Genomic DNA, 19,437 nt, shown 5'->3' on the forward strand with positions numbered 1-19,437 from the left:
CATCAAGGAGTTCCAGAACCGTCATGCAACTGCTCGCCCTGGCCCTCTACCACCGAGACGGCAGGAAGCCCCCAAGGATCCTGCGGTTTCGCCCCGGGGCGCTCAACATCCTCACCGGCGAGTCAGAGACCGGCAAGTCCGAGGTCCTCACCATCGTCGACTACTGCCTCGGGCGCCGCGCACCCAACCTGCCTGACGACCTGATCGACCAGACCGTCGGCTGGTACGCCCTCCTGGTCACCTTCGCCGACAACTCACGCATGGTCCTGGCCCGGCCCCGGCCGGCAGGAGCCTCCACCCAGCACGCATACACCCGCACCGGCGGCGCCGGCCTGGACATCCCACGACCCGACGAACTCGTCAGCAACTCCAACGTCGCAGCGCTGCGCAGCGAGCTCAGCGCCCGCCTCGGCATCGAGGACTTCCACTTCCAGCCACCCACCGGCGCTGCCCGCAACGCCTTCGATGTCTCCATCGGCCAGGCCGCTCTGCTCTGCTTCCAGAGCCAGAACGAGATCGCCGACCAGACAGCCCTGTTCCACCGACAAACCGAATCCGGCATGGCCCAGGCGCTCAAGGACACCCTGCCGTACTTTCTCGGCGCGGCCGGGCCCGAGCAGGCGCTGCGCCGGCACCGGCTCGGCGAATCTCAGCGCGCCCAGCGCGCGGCACAACGCAAGCTCGACGACGCCCTGCGCCATCAGCAGGCCATGGATGCCAACGGTCTCGCCCTCGTTCGCCTGGCGGAAGCCGAAGGCCTCCTGACCGAGGTGCCCGCAGCACCCGACACCACCCAGGTCCTCGACCTACTCCACCAGGCACTGGCCGCAGCCCCGGAAACCGCCGCACCACTCGAACTGCGTGACAGGCGCCAGGAACTCAGCGACGAACGCCGCGCCCTGCGCGAACAACTGCAGGAATTCGACGACGCCCTGGCCGCGGTCGACCGCTGGCAGCAGCAGGGACGAGCCTTCACCGGCGAACTCCACCTCCAGCTCGACCGCCTCAAAACCCTCGACCTCCTCGGCCCTGAGCGCCGGCACGACACCAGCGTGTGCCCCATGTGCACCCAGCCCCTGGAACACCCGGACCCCAGCGCACACGACATCACCGAACTGACCGGTCACCTCTCACGTGAACTCGCTAAGGCACAGACACTTCAGCCCGTCCGCGAGGAACACCGACGAGCCCTGCAGACCGGACGCACCGACGTTACCGAGCGCCTCAGGCTCAATGGCGCCCAGCTCAAAGAACTCCTGGCAAGCGACGAGCGCCTGCGCAACCTGCAGGAACAGAACCTACGAGTCGCCCACATCCAGGGCCGGATCTCCGAAGCGCTCACCCGCACAGGCACAGACAGCGACATCGCCCGGCTGCGCCAGAACCTCGTCCTTGCCCAGGACCAAGCAGCCACACTGGAACAACTCGTCGACGAAGACGACGTCGCGGCCGAGACGGAGCGCCGTCTCGCCGACATCGCCATCGGTATGACGGCCTGGGCCAAGCGACTCAACCTCGGAGGAGCAGCCGATGCCACCGAAGTAGCCATCAGCCTCAAGCTCCTCAACGTCGTCCTCAGGCGACCCTCCGGACGACTGCCCCTGACCCGCATCGGCAGTGCCAAGAACCACATCGGCTACCACTTGGTCGCCCACCTCGCCCTGCACACCTACCTGCGACGAAACAACCGGCCCGTCCCAGGCTTCTTGATGCTTGACCAGCCCACTCAGGCCTTCTTCCCAGAAAGGCCCCGCGACGCATCCACCATCCAAGACGCCGACTGGGCCACCGTCACCGCCTACTTCCAACTCCTCAACGACGTGGTACAGCTCAACCAGGGAGCTTTCCAGATCATCGTCTGCGACCACGCGAACTTGCCCGAGGGCTGGTTCCAGGACGCCGTGATCGGCAACTGGCGTCCCGATGCTGACGGCAGGCGCAACGCTCTGATTCCTCTGGACTGGCTCGGCTAACGACACCGCAGTGGCCAGCGCGCCGGGGCCAACCAGGCACTGCCGACTCCGTGAGAGCGTCCAACCGTGTAACACAGGCGGGGTCGACGAGTGCCCGCCCCAGCACTCTGCCGGCAGAAGAGAGAGGCGCTGGACCCTGTGTCTGGCACAGCGCCAGCCCTTGCGGCCGGAGTGTTGGCGGCCGGCAGGGGCTGGCGACGATGCCGCCCCCGGACCCTCGGTGCAGTGGGTCGCGCAGTCTCCGCAGGCTCTCGCGGCCTCAGCGGTCACGGCGATCCGCGCCTTCGGCCGATGGATCGAGGCCTGATGCTCGCGGTGGAGCCGAGGGCCTTCCGGAACGTGGCTTCCCACTCCTGCTCCTTCACTCCGTTGCGATCGTCCGTGATCAGCAGGAGTCCGTTGGGGCCGCCTGCGTCGCCGGGCAGGATGCCTTGCGCGGCGTACCAGGCCTTCTTCCTCTCCCAGGTCTCTCGGTACCGGGGGTTGTCGAGCATGCCGAGGTGCTCCCAGTAGATGGGCTTATCGGGATCGTCGGTCGTGATGGTGAAGTCGGGGAACTTCGTCTTTCCGTCCCTGCCGGTCAGCGGCTGCTCGTACTCGAATCGTCCGCGCGCCAGGCGGTGCAACAGGTCGGCGATGATGACTTCGTTTTTGCTGCTCACCGGGAGACCGAAGTGGGTGATGTGGATCAGGTTGGCATCGAAGCAGCCGATGCGGCGTCCCTGGCGGTCGTGCACTACAACGGGCTCAGGCGGCCTGGTGAGGTCGGTCAGCCGACGTGCGGTGTCGGATGCGGTGGGCTGGGCCAGCTCACACAAGTCTTCCAAGGGCCCTTCGTGGCAGATGATCACCTTCCGGGTCTGGCGGGTCAGAGCGGTGTAGAGCAGTTCACGGGAGATGCCCGACACGTGGGCGGGAAGCATGAGGACGACGGTGCCGAACTCGCTGCCCTGGCTCTTGTGCACGGTCAACGCCCAGGCGAGCTCGAGGCCCGGGTCGTCGTCCAGACCCTGCTGGGCAGTGAAACGCCGATCGGGCTGGGAGGAGAACTCCACCTGGGTTTTCCACGGGGCGCCGGTCATCTTCTGAGACTTCAGCTGACCTGTGACCACACCCAGTTCACCATTGGCGACGTAACTTCTGTCCTCGGGTTTCCCGGTGGACGGCCGGAAGGAACGCAAGTACTGGTTGCGGGTGTTGACGACTTTGTCGCCCACGACGATCTGCTCGGGGCCCAGGGGCTGGGGGACGCGTCGCCGGGACTTGAAGAGCTGAGCGTTGGCAAGGGCCCTACGCCGGTAGGTCTGCTTGAGATATCGATTGAGTTCGACGGTGCCATGCGTCTGGCTACGGGTGGGGGACAGTGCCTGCCAGCGGTCGCAGGAGCCAGGCGCCTGAGTGTAGTTCGGGTACTCGTTGCCCTTGGAATCTGTCCTGGTGGCGGCTCCGTAGGAGTGGGCGAAAGACAGTTCGTCCGTGACGTTGAACTCTTCCCGAAGGACGTCGTCCAGGACACGGGCAGCAGGGCGACCTCTCCAGTGAACGGCCTTCAGGGTTGACATAGGGACCTGGGCGCGCATCTTTTCCCACACCTCCTCGGCGTCCTCTGAGCGTTTGTCTCCGCTGTACCAGTGGGCGAGGGCGAGGTCATCCCGCGTATGGCCTTGCTGCCGGTGCAGCACGGTCAGTTCGGCCCAGCCCGGCGCCACTCTGGGCCAGTTGCTGTTGTCGGGGCGCCGACGGCGTTCGAGATCGACGAATGGCCGCCCGGCGCCGATCGGGGGCAGCTGTCGCGGATCACCGACCAGGATGAGCCGTTCGGTGATCTCCACAGCGTCGAGGAGTGCGGCGAGCATGTCCTCGGTGAGCATGGATGCCTCGTCGACGACCACAGTGCCCGCAGAAATGCGGCCCCCGTCCGGGAGAGTGAGGTAGCGGCCGTACACGTCGTCGTATCGATGGGAGTGACGCAGGAACTGAGCGAGCGTGAAGGCCTGGTAGCCGACCTTCTGTTCCAGTTGCACCCGCGCCTTGCCCGTGGGGGCGAGCAGGAGCAGCCCTCGGCGTGTGACTTCGGAACGCTTGGCCAAAGCCTGGATCAGCGTCGTTTTCCCCGTACCGGCCGGCCCGTTGACGATGGTCACGCGCCGGTGAAACATCTCCCTGAACGCCGCGGCCTTCTCCGCGCGGGCCCGGGTCTCGCTGTCCGAGTCCGCCGCAGCGGCCAGTCCTGAAAGAGCCGCGTCTAGGGTTTTGGCCAGGTCCGCTGGGACGCGGTGAGGCTTGCCGTCCCGTAGCTGGTTGAGACGCTCCCGGATGAAATCACGGCGCAAGGCAGCGGAAGCAAGCTTGTAGGCGGCCTCGCCGCTGGCAAGGTCCACGCGCCGCAGCTGGCTCCATACCTCGGGTTCATCGTGGCTGTCGGAGTCAAGCAGGGCTTCGGGGGCCAGCCCCAGAGGCCTGAGGATCGTCTCATCGGTGGCCAGCGGAACGGCGACGGTCAGTTGATCCAGCCGCTCTGTCATCTGCTCGACGGGGAGAAGAGTGTGTCCCTCTTCCTGGGCACGAAGCAGCACGGTCGTCATCGCCGCATCGATACGGCGCCGGTCATTGGCGTCGTCGAAGGGCTGCGTCAGCGGCAGGGGGTGATGCTCGGTGAGCTGAAGATCGGGGAAGCACCCACGATCCACGGTCTCGAAGGCGATCGGCTCACCGTCGTCGACGGTGCAGGTCACCAGATCGTAGGGGTTGGCCAGCAGCTCATCGTGTCCGACAGGGACACTTGTAGCGCCGCTCAGCACACGCGAAACCGCCTCGGGCGTCAGATCGAACCGGCTCAATACGCGCAAGGCCTGCCGCTCCTGCGGGCCCGTCCCGGCCCAGATCCGGCGGCGCGTCTGGGTGGCGAGCGCAGAGAGCTCGGCGGAAGCGGTCTCGCCCTCGAGAATGTTTTCCAGCACTGGCCAGGGGTCGGCTCTCTCTCCCGCAGCAGAGATGATCTCGTGCGCGGCGAAGGTGGGGTGGCGGAAGCCGAGCCGGGCCAGGACGGCCGGGAGGCCGGGGCAAGGGCCCCGGCGCTTCCACGCCCGGTGCAGTTGGTCGTCCAACCACTGCAGCGACGCCTCCGGGATCCCGATCGCAGGGTCGCCCAGGGCCGTGGCTGCTTGCGCGGCACGGCGCAGCTCCATGAGGGAGGCCACCGCACTGTCGGATGAGACATGCTCGGTGGTGTAGGAAAAGTTCCGGCCGACCTCGGGGGCCCGGGCCAGCGCCGACGTCACGTCCGTGCCACGGGCCGCGGCCACCGCCAGCGCCTGCATCGGAAGAAGAATGCCGCCCGCGCCATTGGGCCGCAGACTATGCCGCAGCGTGGTCTCCCACATGTGACTGGGGAAGGTGCTATCGGCCGACCCGGGCCACGGCGGTGGCGGTTCCTGTCCCGAGACGCAAGCGGCCCCCACCAGCATGCGCCGCGGCTGGTTCTCGAAAGGGGAGTGCTTGAGATAGAAGAAGACCAGCGACTGCTCCGGCACGACGTTACGGAAGAACGTCTTCATGATCGCTTGCTGGTTGTCGCCATGCATCACCCACGGCAGCCTGCCGTCGAGCATCGCCGCGATCCGGTCCTCGGCCTCGGGGCTGTACCCGGAGACCGGCCGTTCCTGGAGAACTACTTCCTCAGCGTTGCTCCGATTCATCCAGAAGTAGGGGATGGCGTGGACTGAGAACGCCGGAACCGCAAGCTGCGCTGGCCGCAGGCCCCTGAGGAACCAACCATAAGGATGCGTTCTTCGAACCGTGTGATCCGAGCTGCTCATGAACCCGCCGCGTTCAACAACGCACGGCGGCAGCACCTGACCGAGCTTGCTCCACGGCGCACCCGCGTGAGCGGCTTCCTGCCGCACATCACGATCCTTGGCGATGTTGCCCAACATCACGCATGCGTGATTGGCCCCTGGGTCGGCGCAGACGGTCCCGGTCCACCCCGTGTCGTGCCATGGGATCCGCACCGACAGGTGCTGTACATAAACCATCGCTCGTCTCCCCGATAACGCGCGTTCATCTGTGAGGATGCTCAGCCTAGACATCAGCACAGACAAGTCACCGCACAGGAGCGAGAGGCGGCATACGTTCACGCCTGACTGTGTGCCCGAAGCAGACGCGCACGAACTGACGTATGGCGATCCGAAAAGGGGCACTCGATGGATCGAGAACGTGACCTGTACTGCCCGCTCGGGCGCTCGGAACGAGCGCCTCTGCCTCCGAGGACAGAAGATCCGCCTTATCACGCTGTGTCTGCGGGACCGGGGAAGGGCGCACACCCTTGCCCGCTCCCTTATGCCGCGGTGGTCGGCTTGTCCGCGGAGTCCTCCGCTGAAGAGCGAGGGCTGTTGTGTCCGGCCGCTCGGTACCCGGCCTCGTCCGGATGGAGCTGGGGCCCGGACTGAGCGCCAAGCGGCATCGAACGACACGGTGCCGTCGCTGGTCCGGGCGAGGCGCCAGGCCTGCCAGCTGGTCCGCGTTGCCAGCACGGCTCGTAAGACGGTTAGCTTCACAAGCTCTGTCTCCGTATGTCTCAAGAGTCGGCGTTCTGCGAGGGCGGTGTCGCCGGAGCAGGGACCTGGGCAGCCAGATCCGGTTCTCCGAAGTCGGGGTGCCGGTAGGAATGCTGTCACCAGCCGCAAACGGCGCTGATCAGTCCTCGGACCTGGTGGGTTGGGGCAGTTCCGGTGTGCTCGTCGCTTCAGCGAGTGCGAGGCGACCGCCCTTCAGCTCGGGCACGTAGTTGTAGATCGTGTTCCTGGAGACGCCGAGGAGCTTCGCGATCGAGGTGACGGTGTTCCCCGGCCGGGCGAGCAGGTCGCGGGCGTGACGTACCTGCTCCTCCGTCATCGCCGGCGGGCGGCCGAGCCGGGCGCCGCGGGCACGAGCGGCGTCCAGGCCTTCGTTGGTGCCCTGCACGATGAGTTCGCGGATGAACTCCGCCAGCGCCGCGAACACGTGGAAGACCAGGCGCCCGCCGGGCGTGGTCGTGTCGAGCGCCTCGTGCAGCGAGGTGAAGCCGACGCCACGCTTGCGCAGGCCGGACACGATCGCGATGAGGTCCTGGATGGAACGGCCGAGCCGGTCCAGCGACGGGACGACGAGGGTGTCGCCCTCGCGCAGGTAGGCGAGGGCCTTCCACAGTTCCTCGCGTTCGGCATTCTTGCCGGACTTCTTGTCGGAGAAGATCCGGATGCAGCCCGCTGTGTTGAGTGCGTGGATCTACCTGTCGAGCAACTGCCCCTTGGTGGACACGCGTGCGTATCCCACGAGGCTGCCGGTCCGTACGGCCGGAACGGGCGCGAGGAGATCGGCGGTGTCGTCGTCTTGGAGTGGTTGCACCCGCCAGATCGTACAGAAAACGGTGCTCCTCAAGTTCTCGAGCACATCGACTTTCTGACACCGTTTTATGGGCATGATCCGGCGCCGATCCGGCTGGGCGCCGCCGCTCATTGATCTTGCTCATCAATCGGTCGATAGATGAGCAGTGCCACCTTGCAGGTGGTTGAACCGCAAAGACTTCTTCGCGAACACCTCTTTGCGAAGGACTCTTTGCGGTCTACGGTGTGCGCATGGCTGATGCAGTGGAGAGGCCGGACGGCCTGAACGTTGATGAGGACTCGGTTGTCCTGGATGCCAAGGGGCTGCGTGCCCTGGCGCATCCGGTGCGCGTGCAGTTGGTCGGGCTACTGCGGAAGTACGGCCCGTCGACGGCCACCCGCCTCGCGGAGCGGCTGGGTGTGAATTCCGGTACGGCCAGCTACCACCTCCGGCAGCTCGGCGCGGCCGGTTTCGTCGAGGAGGACACCGAACGCGGCAACGCGCGAGAGCGCTGGTGGCGTTCGGTGCACCGGACGACCTGGTTCAACGATCCGGAGCTGGCCGAGCGAGAGCCCGAGGCCGCGCTGGCCTACCAGCAGTCCGTCGCCGCCATCTACACCCTGCGCACGCAGCAGACCCTGAACGAGCTTCAGACGATGCCCCGCGCATGGCGGAACACCTTTGACATGAGCGACTGGGCCTTGCGGCTCACACCCGAGGAAGCCGCCGCCCTGTACCGGGAGCTGGCGGAAGTCGTCGCGCGCTACCGGCGGGACGCGCCGGAGACGGCGGCAAGTGCCCCCGAGGGAGCCGAACGGGTCGCCGTGATCACGCAGATCCTGCCCGAACTGGACGCGCCTGCCGCGTCGTCGCCGCCTTCCGGCCCTCAGGACAAGGAAGGAAACCCGACGTCATGACCGACGACGCCTCGGAGGCCCTCGGCATACCCAGCAAGAGGTCCTTACGGCCGCTGGGCGGGGTGCTGGCGGCCATGGCCGTGTCGCTGACCGGCACGCGCATCTCCGTTGTGGCACTGCCCTGGTTCGTCCTCGTCACGACCGGCAGCGCCACCCAGACCGGACTCGTGGCCTTCTGCGAGATGACTCCCTACGTGGTGGTCAAGGCGTTCACCGGACCGCTGGTGGACCGGATCGGCCCCCGAGCCGTTTCCTGGACCACCGATCTGGCCAGCGCGACCGCCGCCGCTGCGGTGCCCCTGCTCCACGCCCTGGACCTGCTCTCCTTTCCCCTTCTTCTGGTTCTGGTTGCACTGATCGGCGCGGCCCGAGGCCCCGGCGACCTGGCCAAGGAGGTGATGGTCCCGGAGGCGGCTGAGCGCGGCCGAGTACCGCTGGAGCGCGCCACCGGTCTGTCCGGCGTGATCGAGCGGCTCGCCTCTACCGTCGGCCTGGCGATCGGTGGATCCCTGGTGGCGCTGCTCGGCCCCCTGACCGCACTCGCCGTCAACGCGGGCTGCTTCGCCCTCGGATCGGTGATCATCAAACTCGCGCTGCCGCGCGGCATGGGGCACACGGCCGAGGAAGCCCCCTCGGCGGCCGGGAAGACGGAACCGGGCTACTGGCGGCGGTTCGGCGAGGGCTTCACCTTCCTGCGCGGCGAGCCGCTGCTGCTCACCGTCATCGTCATGGTCGGCATCACCAACCTGCTGGACGCGGCGATCACCTCGGTGCTCGTACCCGTCTGGGCCAGGGAGTCCGGCTACGGGCCAGCCGCGATCGGCCTGATGGGCAGCGTGATGGGGGCCGCGGGAGTCGGCGGGAGCCTGATCGCAGCGATGGTTGCGCACCGGCTGAGGCGGCGGATGGTGGTTCTCACCGGGTTCCTGCTGGCCGGGGCACCGAGGTTCCTGATCCTCGCCTTCGATGCCCCGCTGGGGGTGGTACTCGCCGTTTTCGCGGTCAGCGGGTTCGGCGCCGGCTTCGTCAACCCAGTGCTGGGGGCCGTCCTCGTCGAGCGGGTGCCACGCCGGATGCTGGGCCGGGTCAACGCGCTCGGTGACTCGCTGGCCTGGGCAGGTATCCCTCTCGGCGGGCTGATCGCCGGGGCGGCGGTGACCGCTGTCGGACTCGTGCCGGTGCTGCTCACCTGCGGCGCCGTGTACTTCCTCACCACCCATCTGGCTGGACTGCGGCCGGAGTGGCGCGAGATTGACCGAACGCGGCGGCGAGGCGTCCTGAAGCCGCATTCCAAGGAAGACGCCTCACAAGACAGTGCGAATGCAGCCATATAACCGTTACGGGAGGAGGCGGACCATCTGGTTTTCTTCTCCCTCCCATCGCTCCTTCCGACCTCGCCCACGCTTCACGCGCGCTCAGATGACTGCTGGTCCGGGGCGCCCGTCGGAACTCGCGGGCCCGGAAGTTTGACCGCAGCAAGGTCGAGGCGAGTGTCCATGTCGAGGTTGACCTCCCCGTACGGACGCACGTGCGACCAGAACAGCGGGGTCAGGCCGCGCCGATCGGCAGGCGTGAGAAGCTCGGCCCACTCCGGTTCGCTGAGGATGTCCTGAAGCATCGGGGTGTTCACGTACACCAGCGCGGATTGCAGAATCCGCAGGCACAGCACGAACATCTCCTGCTCGTCGCGCCGGTTCGAGGCGATCTCCCCGCCCTTCCCGTAGGCGATCACGGAGTTCGCGCCGTTGGAGGACTCCATCACGTTCAGGCCCTCCTCGACCTCCCGCTGAAGGTCCCGAAGCCGCAGGTAGCGGGCCACGAAGATGGTCTTCTGCGCGCGGCCGACCTCCAGCATCGCCGCGTAGGTGGGGTGGGAGGCGTTGCGGGTGAAGCGCCGCAGGATCGCCTCGGTCGACGCGGTGCGGGTACGGATCGCGGTGGCGTACTTGATCATCTGGTCGTACTGCTGGGCGATCAGTTCCCAGCGGATCGGGCGGGTCAGCGCCCGGGTCAGCTGCGGGTAGGCGTCCGGCTCGCCGGCCACCGGCCGGTACAGCTTCACCTTGTTGATCCGCTTGATCCTCGGCAGCAGGTCGAAGTTCAGCAGCCTCGTGATGCCGAACCCGGATTCCGACTGGCCATGCGAGTCCGTGTAGTTGGCCTCGACGTCCATGGTGGTGCCGTGCCGCATGGCGCCCTCGATCATCGCGGCGACCTCGGAGGCCGTGCAGTTGATCAGCTGGGAGTGGATGGCCAGGGACTTCTTCTCCACGTGCCAGTAGATGAGCACCCCACGGCCGGAAGCGCGCGGGTTCGCGGATTCTGTGAGCAGATCAGAGCTGAACCCACCTCGCTTCTGACCATCATGGCAGAACTGACGGGTGGGTTCGGGGCGTCATCTTGGAGCTGGCCGTCCGGCCGCGTCGCAGGTCAAGGCCCGGGCGGCTTACGACGCAGGCAGCGCGGTCAGATAGGCGGTGAGTTCTGTGAGCTTCGCGAAGACGGTTGTACCGAGGCGTCGGTCCAGACGTGTGCGGTTCCGCAGCAGGTCGGCATAGTGTTTGTCGGCCACTACCACGTCCGCGTAGGGCATGGCGACTGCCAGCGTGTTGATGTCGAAGATGTCGTTCGACGTCCAGGGGCGCTTCATCTGGTGGTTGAGCACCTTGAGGTCGACTGTCGCGTTCATGCTGGGCATGGAGCGGATCACCTGTAGACATACGACCGGATCATTGGCGAGCGCGTCGATGTCCATCCCCCGGTCGCGCATCTGTTCATCGAAGAAGGTCATGCCGTGGATGAATTCGCGGACCGGGACCAGGACCTCAATCCGCCGCCGCAGCGACGGCAAGAGATCGAGCGAGTCCATGAGATCGCGCTCGCTCTGGGCTTGCTCCTCTGCGATCTTCTCCGCGAGTTTCCGGTCCCACCCCTTCGCCTCCAGGCTCGCTGATAGCTCAGGTGTGAGGCCCTCCAATGCGAGCCGCTCGAATGACACCCGCGCCCCCTCCAGCAGGGCGTCGAACTTCTCTTCATTCTCATGGCCGATCCGCTGAAGCAGCTCTTCGCGGTTCGGACCATCAGGGCCGAAGGGAGTGAGCTCAATGTGCTGACCGATGGCCCAGCCGACTCCCGGGCCGACCAAGTCGACCGTTGGGAACGGGTGCGGAGGCGGTCCATAAAGGCTGGTCACCGCGGCGTCGAACTCCAGCTTCAGGACGGTGAACCGCGATGGCAGGGTGGAAAACCCGGTGAGTTCTTCCATGACGGCCGCAACATCAGCCCGCTTGGTGTAGGTGTCCTTCTTCTGCAGTTCGAACCGATTGGAGTCGGTGAGAACGAAGGTGGCCGTGCCACGTTGTCGGGCGTCGCGGCACGCCTTCAGCGCGGCCTGATGCTTTACGCCCTGCTCATGTCCTGTGTGGGCCTGTGCCAGCCCAATCCAGTGGTTCAGGTCAAGGAAGACGATCTTTGCCGTGGCCCGCGGCCGCTGCAAGGTCTCCGGCCAGATCAGCACATCGCGATCACCCATAAGCGGATTGTAGTGACCGAATGGATGGGGATGTCGGTGGTAGCCGGAGTGCCCTCGGCTATCGCCAGAGGGTGGACCGGCGTTCGGGGTGGGCGGGGTAGATGTACTTCATCGCGATCTCGGCGGCGATGCCGAAGACGCGCATGAGGTGGACCGGGTCTTCGGTCTGGCGGGCTTCGTCGAGGATGCGGTCCTGGCGGAGCTTGGACAGGCTCAGGCCGAGCGGCCGGAAGATGTCGTTCATGACCATGGTGGAGACGGGCGGCAGCCGGTCGTCGGCCACACTCTGCTGGCTGACCAGCAGGTGGGGGTTGGTCGTCAGCGGCCAGCGCCGGTAGCGGTCGCTGAGCCAGTCTGTGGCAAGGGCGTGAGTGACTTCGTCGAGGTAGACGGTGTGCTTGAGGTCCCGTCGGACTGTCAGGCGCCCGTGGTCGAGGTCGAGGTCGGTGAGGAGGAGGTGGCGGGTCTCGCGCCGGCCGAGGCCGTGGACGGCGGCGATCGCGACGACGAGCTTCGCCATCGGAGTGGCAGCGCGGTCGATCAGACCGCGGAGCCGGTCGGTGGGGATGGGACGGGCAGGCGCTCGACGGTCGACAGCGAGACGGTGCGGGTGGGATCACGGAAGATGAGTCGTTCCTGCTTGAGAGCCCTGGAAGAGACTCCGTAGTGCGCTGCGGAGGTCCCGGCCGGTCGATCCGGGCCGTTGGGCAAGGGCGTCCTGGATGTCGTCTTTGGTGATTTCGCGCAGGCTGGTGACGCGGGCGGCCCAGTCGGTCAGGACCGGGTAGAAGTAGCCGAGGTACTTGCGGATCGTCTCGAACGGCATCGCCGGGTGTTCCCTCCGTCCTTCGCCGCGCACGACCAGGACCCAGCGGCGGAGCTCGTCCGCGATCTGTCCGGGGAACGTCTGGATGCGCTGGTCGACGGCTCGCTGATGGATGTCGACCTGCCGGGCGGGGGCGAGGATGACCATGCCGCGGCGGGTGAGGAACTGCTGGATCCTCCGTGCGCTGGTGCCGGGCCGGTCGGCGGGCAGGGACCGGATGTCGGCTTCGTGGATGGGGGCTTCGGCGCCGAGCCGGGCGAGGAGGATGCGCAGGCTGCGGGCGGCGAGTCGCTGTACCTGTTCGTCCCATCCCTGCTGCCTCGCGTGCTGCCGGAAGTCGTCGAGCAGGGACTGGGCGGCAGGAGTGAAGGAGGGCAGGCGGTCCAGCTCTCCGACCGTGATGCAGGTCCAGTCGCGCCGGGCATCGAACAGCGTGGTCTGTGCCGGGTTGATCATGTGCGGGGAGACCGGCGGTGCAGGCGTGCGTGCGAGGGCCGTCCGGTGTCGGACCTTGTTCGCGGGCGCGGGGTAGGCGAGCGTCCCGGGCCGGATCGCAAGCCGCGGCGCCAGGTCGCCGCCGAACCACAGCTGCGTCCACGTCTGTTCTCGGGTTTCGGGGCCGTGGTGGTCGATGTGCAGGCAGCAGGCCCGGCAGATTCCGTCCGACAGCGGGACGCCTCGGCGTCCCCAGCGGCGGCAGTCGCCGACCGGATGTCGACCTGGCCAGGTGCTCCAGCTGTTGCGGCCAGAGCAGACGGAGCGGAAGCCCCAGCAGTCGCAGTGGCGGCAACTGCGGCACGGTTTGGGCGGGATGACTGGGCGGCGACGCTGGCGCGGACGGAGGAGGCCGGCCTCACGCAGGACGTCGGCGGCGGCACTCTGGCTGCGAGGCAGGTCGTCGAGGATCTCCTCGGCGACCAGGTCCTCGCCGTCGGTGTCCCGGACGGCCAGGGCCAGCCGGAGCATCCAGCAGGCGGCCCGCCACCATGCCTTGCTGACCCCTGCTCGGTGGCCTTGGCGTTAGCGAGCGACTGGAGTCGGTCGTAGTCGGCGAGGTGCCGGTCGCGGATGCGCCGGACATGCTCCTGCGCCAGGTGCCGGCGCGGGCGGAACAGCAGGAGCTGACCGCGTACGGCCGGCGGACACACGCGCGGGTCATCGCTCGGCTCGGCCGCCGCGATGCGCTGGCGGTCCAGCCAGGACCGCGGGCGGCGTGCATCACGCGGCCGTCCCTTGACCGGGCGGTCGATCGGCTGTGACCTAGGCAGAGGGACGCCAAGCAGGATCAAGGCAAGCTGGCACGGCCGTTCGCCGACGGGATCGGCGATCCAGCCGGGATCGAAGGTCCGGATGACCTGCAGACACAGCCGACACAGACCGTCGGTGTTGAGATAACTCTCATACCCGCACCGACGGCACGGACCCGTATCCGGGTGGAGCCGGTTGCGCCAGGAAGCGCATCCGATGCAGTCGGCGTACTGGGGCTTCCCGCCCCAGCTCAGACAGACCCGACACTGCCCGACGGGACCCGCTTTGCGTCGCGCCACGGCGTCAGTTCGGCGGCAGCGACCGGTGTGAACGGCCGCTCTGGCGCGGCATCGGCCGCGCGGGACGGTCCGCCGTGTCCTCGGCCCCGACCGCCTGGTGGCCGGTCTCCCGCTCGCCGCCGTCTGCGGCGGCCAGAGGCTCGGCCTCCAGCACATCGGCGACCGTGCCGCCCAGGGCAGCGCCGACTGCGAGCTGGTCACCTGGTCCTCGAACCGCTCCGGCTGCTGGTCGCGAAGCCCCCATCTGAGCCAGCTCATGGCGTCGGTCCACCACGGTCCACGCGCACGGGCCGGTACAGGGCCACTGATCGGCTGCGGTCGTGATCCAGGAGGTCGACCAGTTCGTGACGCAGCCGAACCCGCTCTAGATCGGCATCGACAGCGGGGACGGGCTGCCACAGGTACAGAAGGTCACGCAGCCGGTGGCGGGGATGACTGCCGCCAGCCCGCCCCGCGGTGTCCACCACGCCGCGCAGCACCTTGAACACGACCGGCCGCTGATCCGGATACTCCACCGCTGCGTCCATCCACAGACCGACCGCCCGCGCGCTGTCGCCGGCCACCGAGCCATAGTCCAGCAAGGTGCGCCACCCGGAGATCAAATCCGTCGTCGGGAAGTCCGGCTGGTCCTCTCCGGAGCTCAACAGCACCGGCAGGCCAGGGTCCTCCTGCGAGAGCAGAGTCGCCAGAGCCAGAAATGAACGACGGCCGGCCTCGGCCCGTGACGGGTCCGCCGAGCATGTGGACGTCGTGGTCCGGGAAATCGCCTAACAGCAGTTCTTCCTACACGAGTTGCCGCCAGACCTGTACGGCTGGCCTGTATGCCCGGCAGAAGGCCGCGTCTGCGCTGCGCTCTGCCGGGCGCCCGGCCCATGGGCGGTCTCGGGGAAAAGGTTCAGAAACAGAAGCGGTGAGGCGACGGGACCTCAGGCGGATTCCTGGCCGGGGCCGTCGGCATCCGTCTCCAGGGCCTTGTCGACGAACTCCCGTACCAGCTGCCTGACCTGTGCGGCTGGCACGACCTGTTCCCACTCGAGGGCAGATGTGCGCTGCCAGCAGCGCACACGGAAACGGATCGATCCGTCTTCCTGAGTCGCACCCCACGCGGAGTGCGACTGCTTCGCACACGGGCCGTGAGGGTCGGGCACGAACGTATGCAGCACGATGTCGGGCTGGTGGCGCGGAGGCACGGCCCTGTCGCGGCGGCAGCCGTCGCACAGTAGGAGGTGGCGGACCGCACCCGGCCGGTGGATGAACCTGTAGCCGCCACCTTCGTAGGTGTTGCAGCTGGCACACACAGGCCCTCGCACGAATCCGTGCGCGTGGCAGTGGTCCCAGTACATGGCCTGCCGAGGACTGGGGCACAACCGGCACAAGAACGCCTCCGGCTGCGAGTTCTTCAGCAGCGACGCATACAGCCGACCGCGCAGGTGGTCCTTGTAAGGGCGGGCGACCGAGGCGGCGCACGCGGGGCACAGGGTGGTGTAGCCGCTGTTGCTGGACGTGCGCCACGTCCAGACGTCACCGGTGGCGTTGCAGCGGCTGCATCGGGTGGCCTGTTCGACGCACTCGGCGGCGATCTGGTCCGCGCGGTCGAGGAGGGCAGCGTAGGCGCGGGGGACCATCCAGGTGGTGCCGGACCACGACAGCAGCGGTAGCGGGCTGGTACAAGCGATGGGTGAACGGCCGTAGCGTTCCTTGACCTGCTCAAGGGTCGCTCCGCACCCCAGCCCGTAGCGGTTGGGCCGGGTGCCGCTGCACGGCTGCTGTCCTTCGCAGCGGCAGCCGTTCGCGCCCTGGTCCTGGTAGGAGATGTGGTCGAACCAGCGGTGGATCTGTGAGCGCCACGTTTGGTTGTGCTCGGCGGACGAGAGACGGGCGTCGACCAGGTCATCGGGATCGAAAGGCAGCGAGGCGAGCCGGTCGCCGGCCGCGCGGATGTCCCGATCGTCCAGCCGCCACCGGCCCTTGTACTTGTAGCCGCGCACGGCGGTGTCTCCGATGAGGACGTGGTTGCTGATCTGGAAGGTGTAGCGGGACAGCGCGGCGGGCGCCGCGGGGACGGGGCAGCCCTCGGTGAGTTCCGCCAGTAACTGGTTGGCGTACTCCGGACTGATCGATGCCATGGGTATGTCTCTCCTTCGTGTGCGAGGGGGTGTGTGGCGGCCTGCGGACGCCGACGAGATATGGCCGGGGCGGAGTGGCTGGTGAGGGAGCCAGGGACTGGGCCGGCAGATGTCACGGGCACGGCGCCGGCCCGGGCCGCGGCGAGGGCACCGGTTCCCGGCCACCGGTCAGGAGACGCTGCGGAGACAGCGGTCGGTGAGGAAGCCGATCCAGTCGCTGTACTCGGTGGGCCGTACGGCCGCCCGGCGCACCGTCCACAAGCCGTTGCTTTTGAGGCGGTCCGCAGCGGTGAGCTGGTGCAGCCACCGATCGAGGGGATCGGTTTGTGCGGCCGTCCTGGGTCTGGTGCAGGTGTAGGCGATCAGCCAGTCCGCGAGCCACAGCCTGCCGGCCCGGCGGCTGATTTCCCCGAGCAGTAATTCCAACTTCACCGACAATTGGAACGAGTACCCTCAGCGGCAACAGGCTTGCATGACGTGGTTCCGCGCGCTCACTGACACCATGGACAACCCGTCCCTGATGCACTCCGATGGCTTGGACGCCCTCTAGACGGCGTCCAAGTAGGCGGGCACTGCGGCACTCTGTGTGATCTCGGCAAGCCTATGGCGTGCTCTGTCCGGTGACATCCACATGATTCGGTGCTCCTCAAGGGCCGCTGCGCGACCGGGGGTAGGTGATGGGCGGTATCAGCTGGGCCGCAGGGCGTGACAGCGCAGGGTTGGCCTCGGGCCGGGCGAGGCAGTTGCGGAAGACATGGGCGGGCGGGGCCCGCGACCGGATACCAGCGCCTTCGTGAGGGCAGGACCGGGGCGAGACGCCGACCCGGCGTGTGCGTGTCACCGGCACGAAGCCACCTCACCCGGGCCCGTAACGACCGTGGGCTCCCAGCCTCCGGTCAGGAAAGCGGCCCTGGCGTCGTCGATGACCGGGCGGACGGGGGAGCCGCCACCCAGAGCAACCCGGTCGCCGAACTGGCTAGGGCGGGACAACAAAGCAGGCATCCGCCACAGCTCCTCCTCAGGAGCGTCCCCGGACGCGAGGAGCCGTTCGAGCCACCACAGCAGAGGGTCGTGCTCCGCTGCGCTGCCACGCTGGGTGCGGGTGCGGGTGCGGGTGCGGGCGATCATCCAGTCCGAGAGCCACGGTCTGCCCGTCCGGCGGCCGAACTCCTCCAGGAGAAGGCTGTGGGCGGCACGGAATCCTTGTCCGGCCGCGGCCGCGCGAACACGCTGGTGCCAATGCCGGTCACCGAGCACACGGGCGACGGCGATCGTCTCCGGATAGGGCACCAGCGCATGCGCCGCTGCACTCGCGGCCGAGCACCCGGTGAACGAGGCCAGAGTGACCGCCCGCCGCCGCCAGATCGGGTCCCCGTGCCATCCCTGAACCTGCCACGACCACACCACCGCCGAAGCCAGCGCCACGACCTCAGCGGCTTGCGGGCGGGCACGCAGGAGAGAAGTGTGGTGCCGGTGAGCCGCCAGGACCTCGGGCAGCGCCTGCAACGGAGCGGACACCGAGGTGCGCGCGTCGGCAAGCAGCCAGCGCCGGTGCCTCCGACAGACGTGACCAGCCGCTCCCGGGTAGACCAGCACCGGCTGCCGCGGCGACCAGGAACGCCTGGTGCACGGCAAGCAGGCCGTGACCCACGCGCTGCGAGGGGAGAACCAGCCTGCCTGCGGGCCGATGTCATCGGTGAGCCGCTCATGTGTGGGCCCGAAGGAAGGAAGCAGCTCGTGCAACCGGGCTGGTGGCGTGCGGGTGAGGCGGCCAAGGGCCGCCCGGGCGGGTTCGTTGAGGAACACCTCCGGGGCGGTCCCAAATGCTCCGGTGACCTTGACGGGGCGGGGACCACTGCAAGCGCCCCGCAGCAGATCCTGCACCGGCAGGCCGTAGGCCTGCGCAAGCCGGCCGACCCAGGAGCCGGTCAGCTCCTGACTCACAGGAGGCACGCGCACAAGAGCGTGCACGGCAACAAGATCTTCCACAGACGCAGTCCTAAGCAACGGAAAAGGAAACGGCGGCCCCGGGCCGGAGCCAGGCGAACGAGGCAAGTGCAGTACAGAAGCCCGGCCCCACCGGGTGGGGAAAGACCTGCGGGTGGGAGGCGTGCCCCCTGTCCGGCCGGACTTTCCGACAGCAGTGCTTCAAGCAGATCTGTCGGGGCGACGCCGGGCGCGTGCAGCGTTCACGGCCTGCGTGTCCAGAACGACCTGCGAGAGCAGCTTTTTGGTGATGGCATGGCTCTCCTCCACGATGGAGCAGATCGCCGCTTCCCGGATGAAGGCGAACAGGCTGGCCATCACACCCCCGGTTCGCAGATGGATGTAGTCGGCGTGACGCACCAGCGTGTGAGGCCGGTGGTTCACCAGCCGCAGTGCCGACTCCATGTCCCCCAGCAAGATGCGCCACTGAGTCTTCTGCTCGGGGGTGCCGTTGAGCAGAGGGGGAGTGCGCAGCAGTTTGAAGCGGGCAGCGAGCTGCGCGCCGCGGGGACCGGTGAGCAGCGCGGACGTCTCCACATTCACGCCCGCCAGGACGAAAGTGGCCGGTACACGCTCAGCGAGTGCCTTGACCTGATCGGAGCTGTCGGCGCCAGGACGCGTCCGTGTGTTGAGCAGATGCACGTCATCGAGAAACACCAGCCGGGTCCGCCGCGCCACCATGACATCGCAGACCGCATCGGTGATGACCGTCTCCGTCATCCGGTCGTGCACGGGGATGCCCAGAAAACGCGCGAACTCCTTGACCAGCCCCTTGGGAGTGCAGGTGGGCGGGATCGCCGCGAACACCACCGGAAGGCAGCCGGCGTGCCCAGGCTTCCGGGCCCTCTCGCTGCGCTCGAAGGCGCGGCCCAACTCCATGAGCGTCGTGGACTTTCCCGCCCCAGGCGGCCCGGACACGATCAGCCCGCGCCTGGCCGTGCCCCGGTGCCGGTTGTTGACGAGCAGCGTCAACTGCAGCTGACGCAAAGCCCCGTCCAAGCTGCGGGTCTTCAGCGTCACGAACTCGGAGTGGTACTCCAGCAGCCTCTTGCGGCTCCAGAGAGAGTTGCCTACCGGAGGTGCGGGCACACGAGGACGCGCAACATACTCCTGCCACAGACCGGCCCCGCTCATCGGGCTGGGGGAAGGCTCCTCGTCGAAGAAGT

The 19,437-nt window shown here is 67.7% G+C and carries 15 protein-coding genes; 3 read left to right on the top strand and 12 right to left on the bottom strand.

The genetic code is table 11. The features are described 5' to 3' along the window. The first annotated feature begins 23 nt into the window (after nucleotides 1-23). A complete protein-coding gene (locus OO67_RS33615; protein ID WP_033305621.1) occupies nucleotides 24-1,973 on the top strand; it encodes a DUF3732 domain-containing protein in 1,950 nt (649 codons plus the stop codon). Between the two features lie 266 nt (nucleotides 1,974-2,239). Here the strand turns inward: OO67_RS33615 and OO67_RS33620 are convergent, their stop codons facing one another. Both OO67_RS33620 and OO67_RS33625 read right to left on the bottom strand, forming a co-directional pair. Further along, the gene (locus OO67_RS33620; protein WP_033305622.1) at nucleotides 2,240-6,007 is read right to left on the bottom strand and encodes an AAA family ATPase; all 3,768 of its coding nucleotides are present in this window, start codon (nucleotides 6,005-6,007) and stop codon (nucleotides 2,240-2,242) included. Between the two features lie 661 nt (nucleotides 6,008-6,668). Next, nucleotides 6,669-7,238 (bottom strand): recombinase family protein, encoded by a 570-nt coding sequence (locus OO67_RS33625; protein WP_244300431.1) that lies wholly within the window; start codon nucleotides 7,236-7,238, stop codon nucleotides 6,669-6,671. 350 nt (nucleotides 7,239-7,588) lie between these two features. Here OO67_RS33625 and OO67_RS33630 point away from each other — a divergent pair, with 350 nt between their 5' ends. Both OO67_RS33630 and OO67_RS33635 read left to right on the top strand, forming a co-directional pair. Beyond that, complete coding sequence (locus OO67_RS33630) at nucleotides 7,589-8,254, top strand: ArsR/SmtB family transcription factor (protein ID WP_033305623.1); 666 nt, start codon at nucleotides 7,589-7,591, stop codon at nucleotides 8,252-8,254. Then, nucleotides 8,251-9,588, top strand: a complete 1,338-nt coding sequence (locus OO67_RS33635; RefSeq protein WP_033305624.1) for an MFS transporter — start codon at nucleotides 8,251-8,253, stop codon at nucleotides 9,586-9,588. Before OO67_RS33630 ends, OO67_RS33635 begins: the two co-directional genes overlap by 4 nt. 71 nt (nucleotides 9,589-9,659) lie before the next feature. On the opposite strand, the gene OO67_RS33640 is transcribed toward OO67_RS33635, so the two are convergent. The 10 genes from OO67_RS33640 to OO67_RS33690 all read right to left on the bottom strand — a co-directional run bounded on the left by OO67_RS33640 (nucleotide 9,660) and on the right by OO67_RS33690 (nucleotide 19,291). Then, a complete protein-coding gene (locus OO67_RS33640) occupies nucleotides 9,660-10,586 on the bottom strand; it encodes a Tn3 family transposase (protein ID WP_208861125.1) in 927 nt (308 codons plus the stop codon). A 114-nt stretch (nucleotides 10,587-10,700) separates the two neighbouring features. After that, nucleotides 10,701-11,786, bottom strand: coding sequence for a hypothetical protein (locus tag OO67_RS33645; protein ID WP_157841762.1), 1,086 nt, complete (start codon nucleotides 11,784-11,786; stop codon nucleotides 10,701-10,703). A gap of 58 nt (nucleotides 11,787-11,844) precedes the next feature. Further along, nucleotides 11,845-12,306 (bottom strand): hypothetical protein, encoded by a 462-nt coding sequence (locus OO67_RS33650; RefSeq protein ID WP_033305626.1) that lies wholly within the window; start codon nucleotides 12,304-12,306, stop codon nucleotides 11,845-11,847. Between the two features lie 96 nt (nucleotides 12,307-12,402). Continuing rightward, nucleotides 12,403-13,578, bottom strand: a complete 1,176-nt coding sequence (locus OO67_RS38805; protein ID WP_033305627.1) for a hypothetical protein — start codon at nucleotides 13,576-13,578, stop codon at nucleotides 12,403-12,405. A 585-nt stretch (nucleotides 13,579-14,163) separates the two neighbouring features. Continuing rightward, entirely contained in the window at nucleotides 14,164-14,403 is a 240-nt protein-coding gene (locus tag OO67_RS38810; RefSeq protein ID WP_157841763.1) for a hypothetical protein, read from the bottom strand. A 10-nt stretch (nucleotides 14,404-14,413) separates the two neighbouring features. Continuing rightward, a complete protein-coding gene (locus OO67_RS33670; RefSeq protein ID WP_033305629.1) occupies nucleotides 14,414-14,809 on the bottom strand; it encodes a hypothetical protein in 396 nt (131 codons plus the stop codon). 276 nt (nucleotides 14,810-15,085) lie between these two features. Further along, nucleotides 15,086-16,285 carry an endonuclease domain-containing protein gene (locus tag OO67_RS33675; RefSeq protein ID WP_051710149.1) on the bottom strand — a complete coding sequence of 400 codons (1,200 nt, stop codon included), beginning with the start codon at nucleotides 16,283-16,285 and terminating at the stop codon, nucleotides 15,086-15,088. Nucleotides 16,286-16,453: 168 nt separating this feature from the next. Then, on the bottom strand, nucleotides 16,454-16,717 hold the full coding sequence (locus OO67_RS33680) for a hypothetical protein (protein ID WP_033305630.1): 264 nt from the start codon (nucleotides 16,715-16,717) through the stop codon (nucleotides 16,454-16,456). 405 nt (nucleotides 16,718-17,122) lie between these two features. After that, nucleotides 17,123-18,238, bottom strand: a complete 1,116-nt coding sequence (locus OO67_RS33685) for a TniQ family protein (RefSeq protein ID WP_157841764.1) — start codon at nucleotides 18,236-18,238, stop codon at nucleotides 17,123-17,125. Between the two features lie 195 nt (nucleotides 18,239-18,433). Continuing rightward, complete coding sequence (locus OO67_RS33690; protein ID WP_244300429.1) at nucleotides 18,434-19,291, bottom strand: TniB family NTP-binding protein; 858 nt, start codon at nucleotides 19,289-19,291, stop codon at nucleotides 18,434-18,436. Nucleotides 19,292-19,437: the final 146 nt, after the last annotated feature.

The organism is Streptomyces atroolivaceus (genome assembly GCF_000717025.1).
GTDB classification, from domain to species: domain Bacteria; phylum Actinomycetota; class Actinomycetes; order Streptomycetales; family Streptomycetaceae; genus Streptomyces; species Streptomyces atroolivaceus.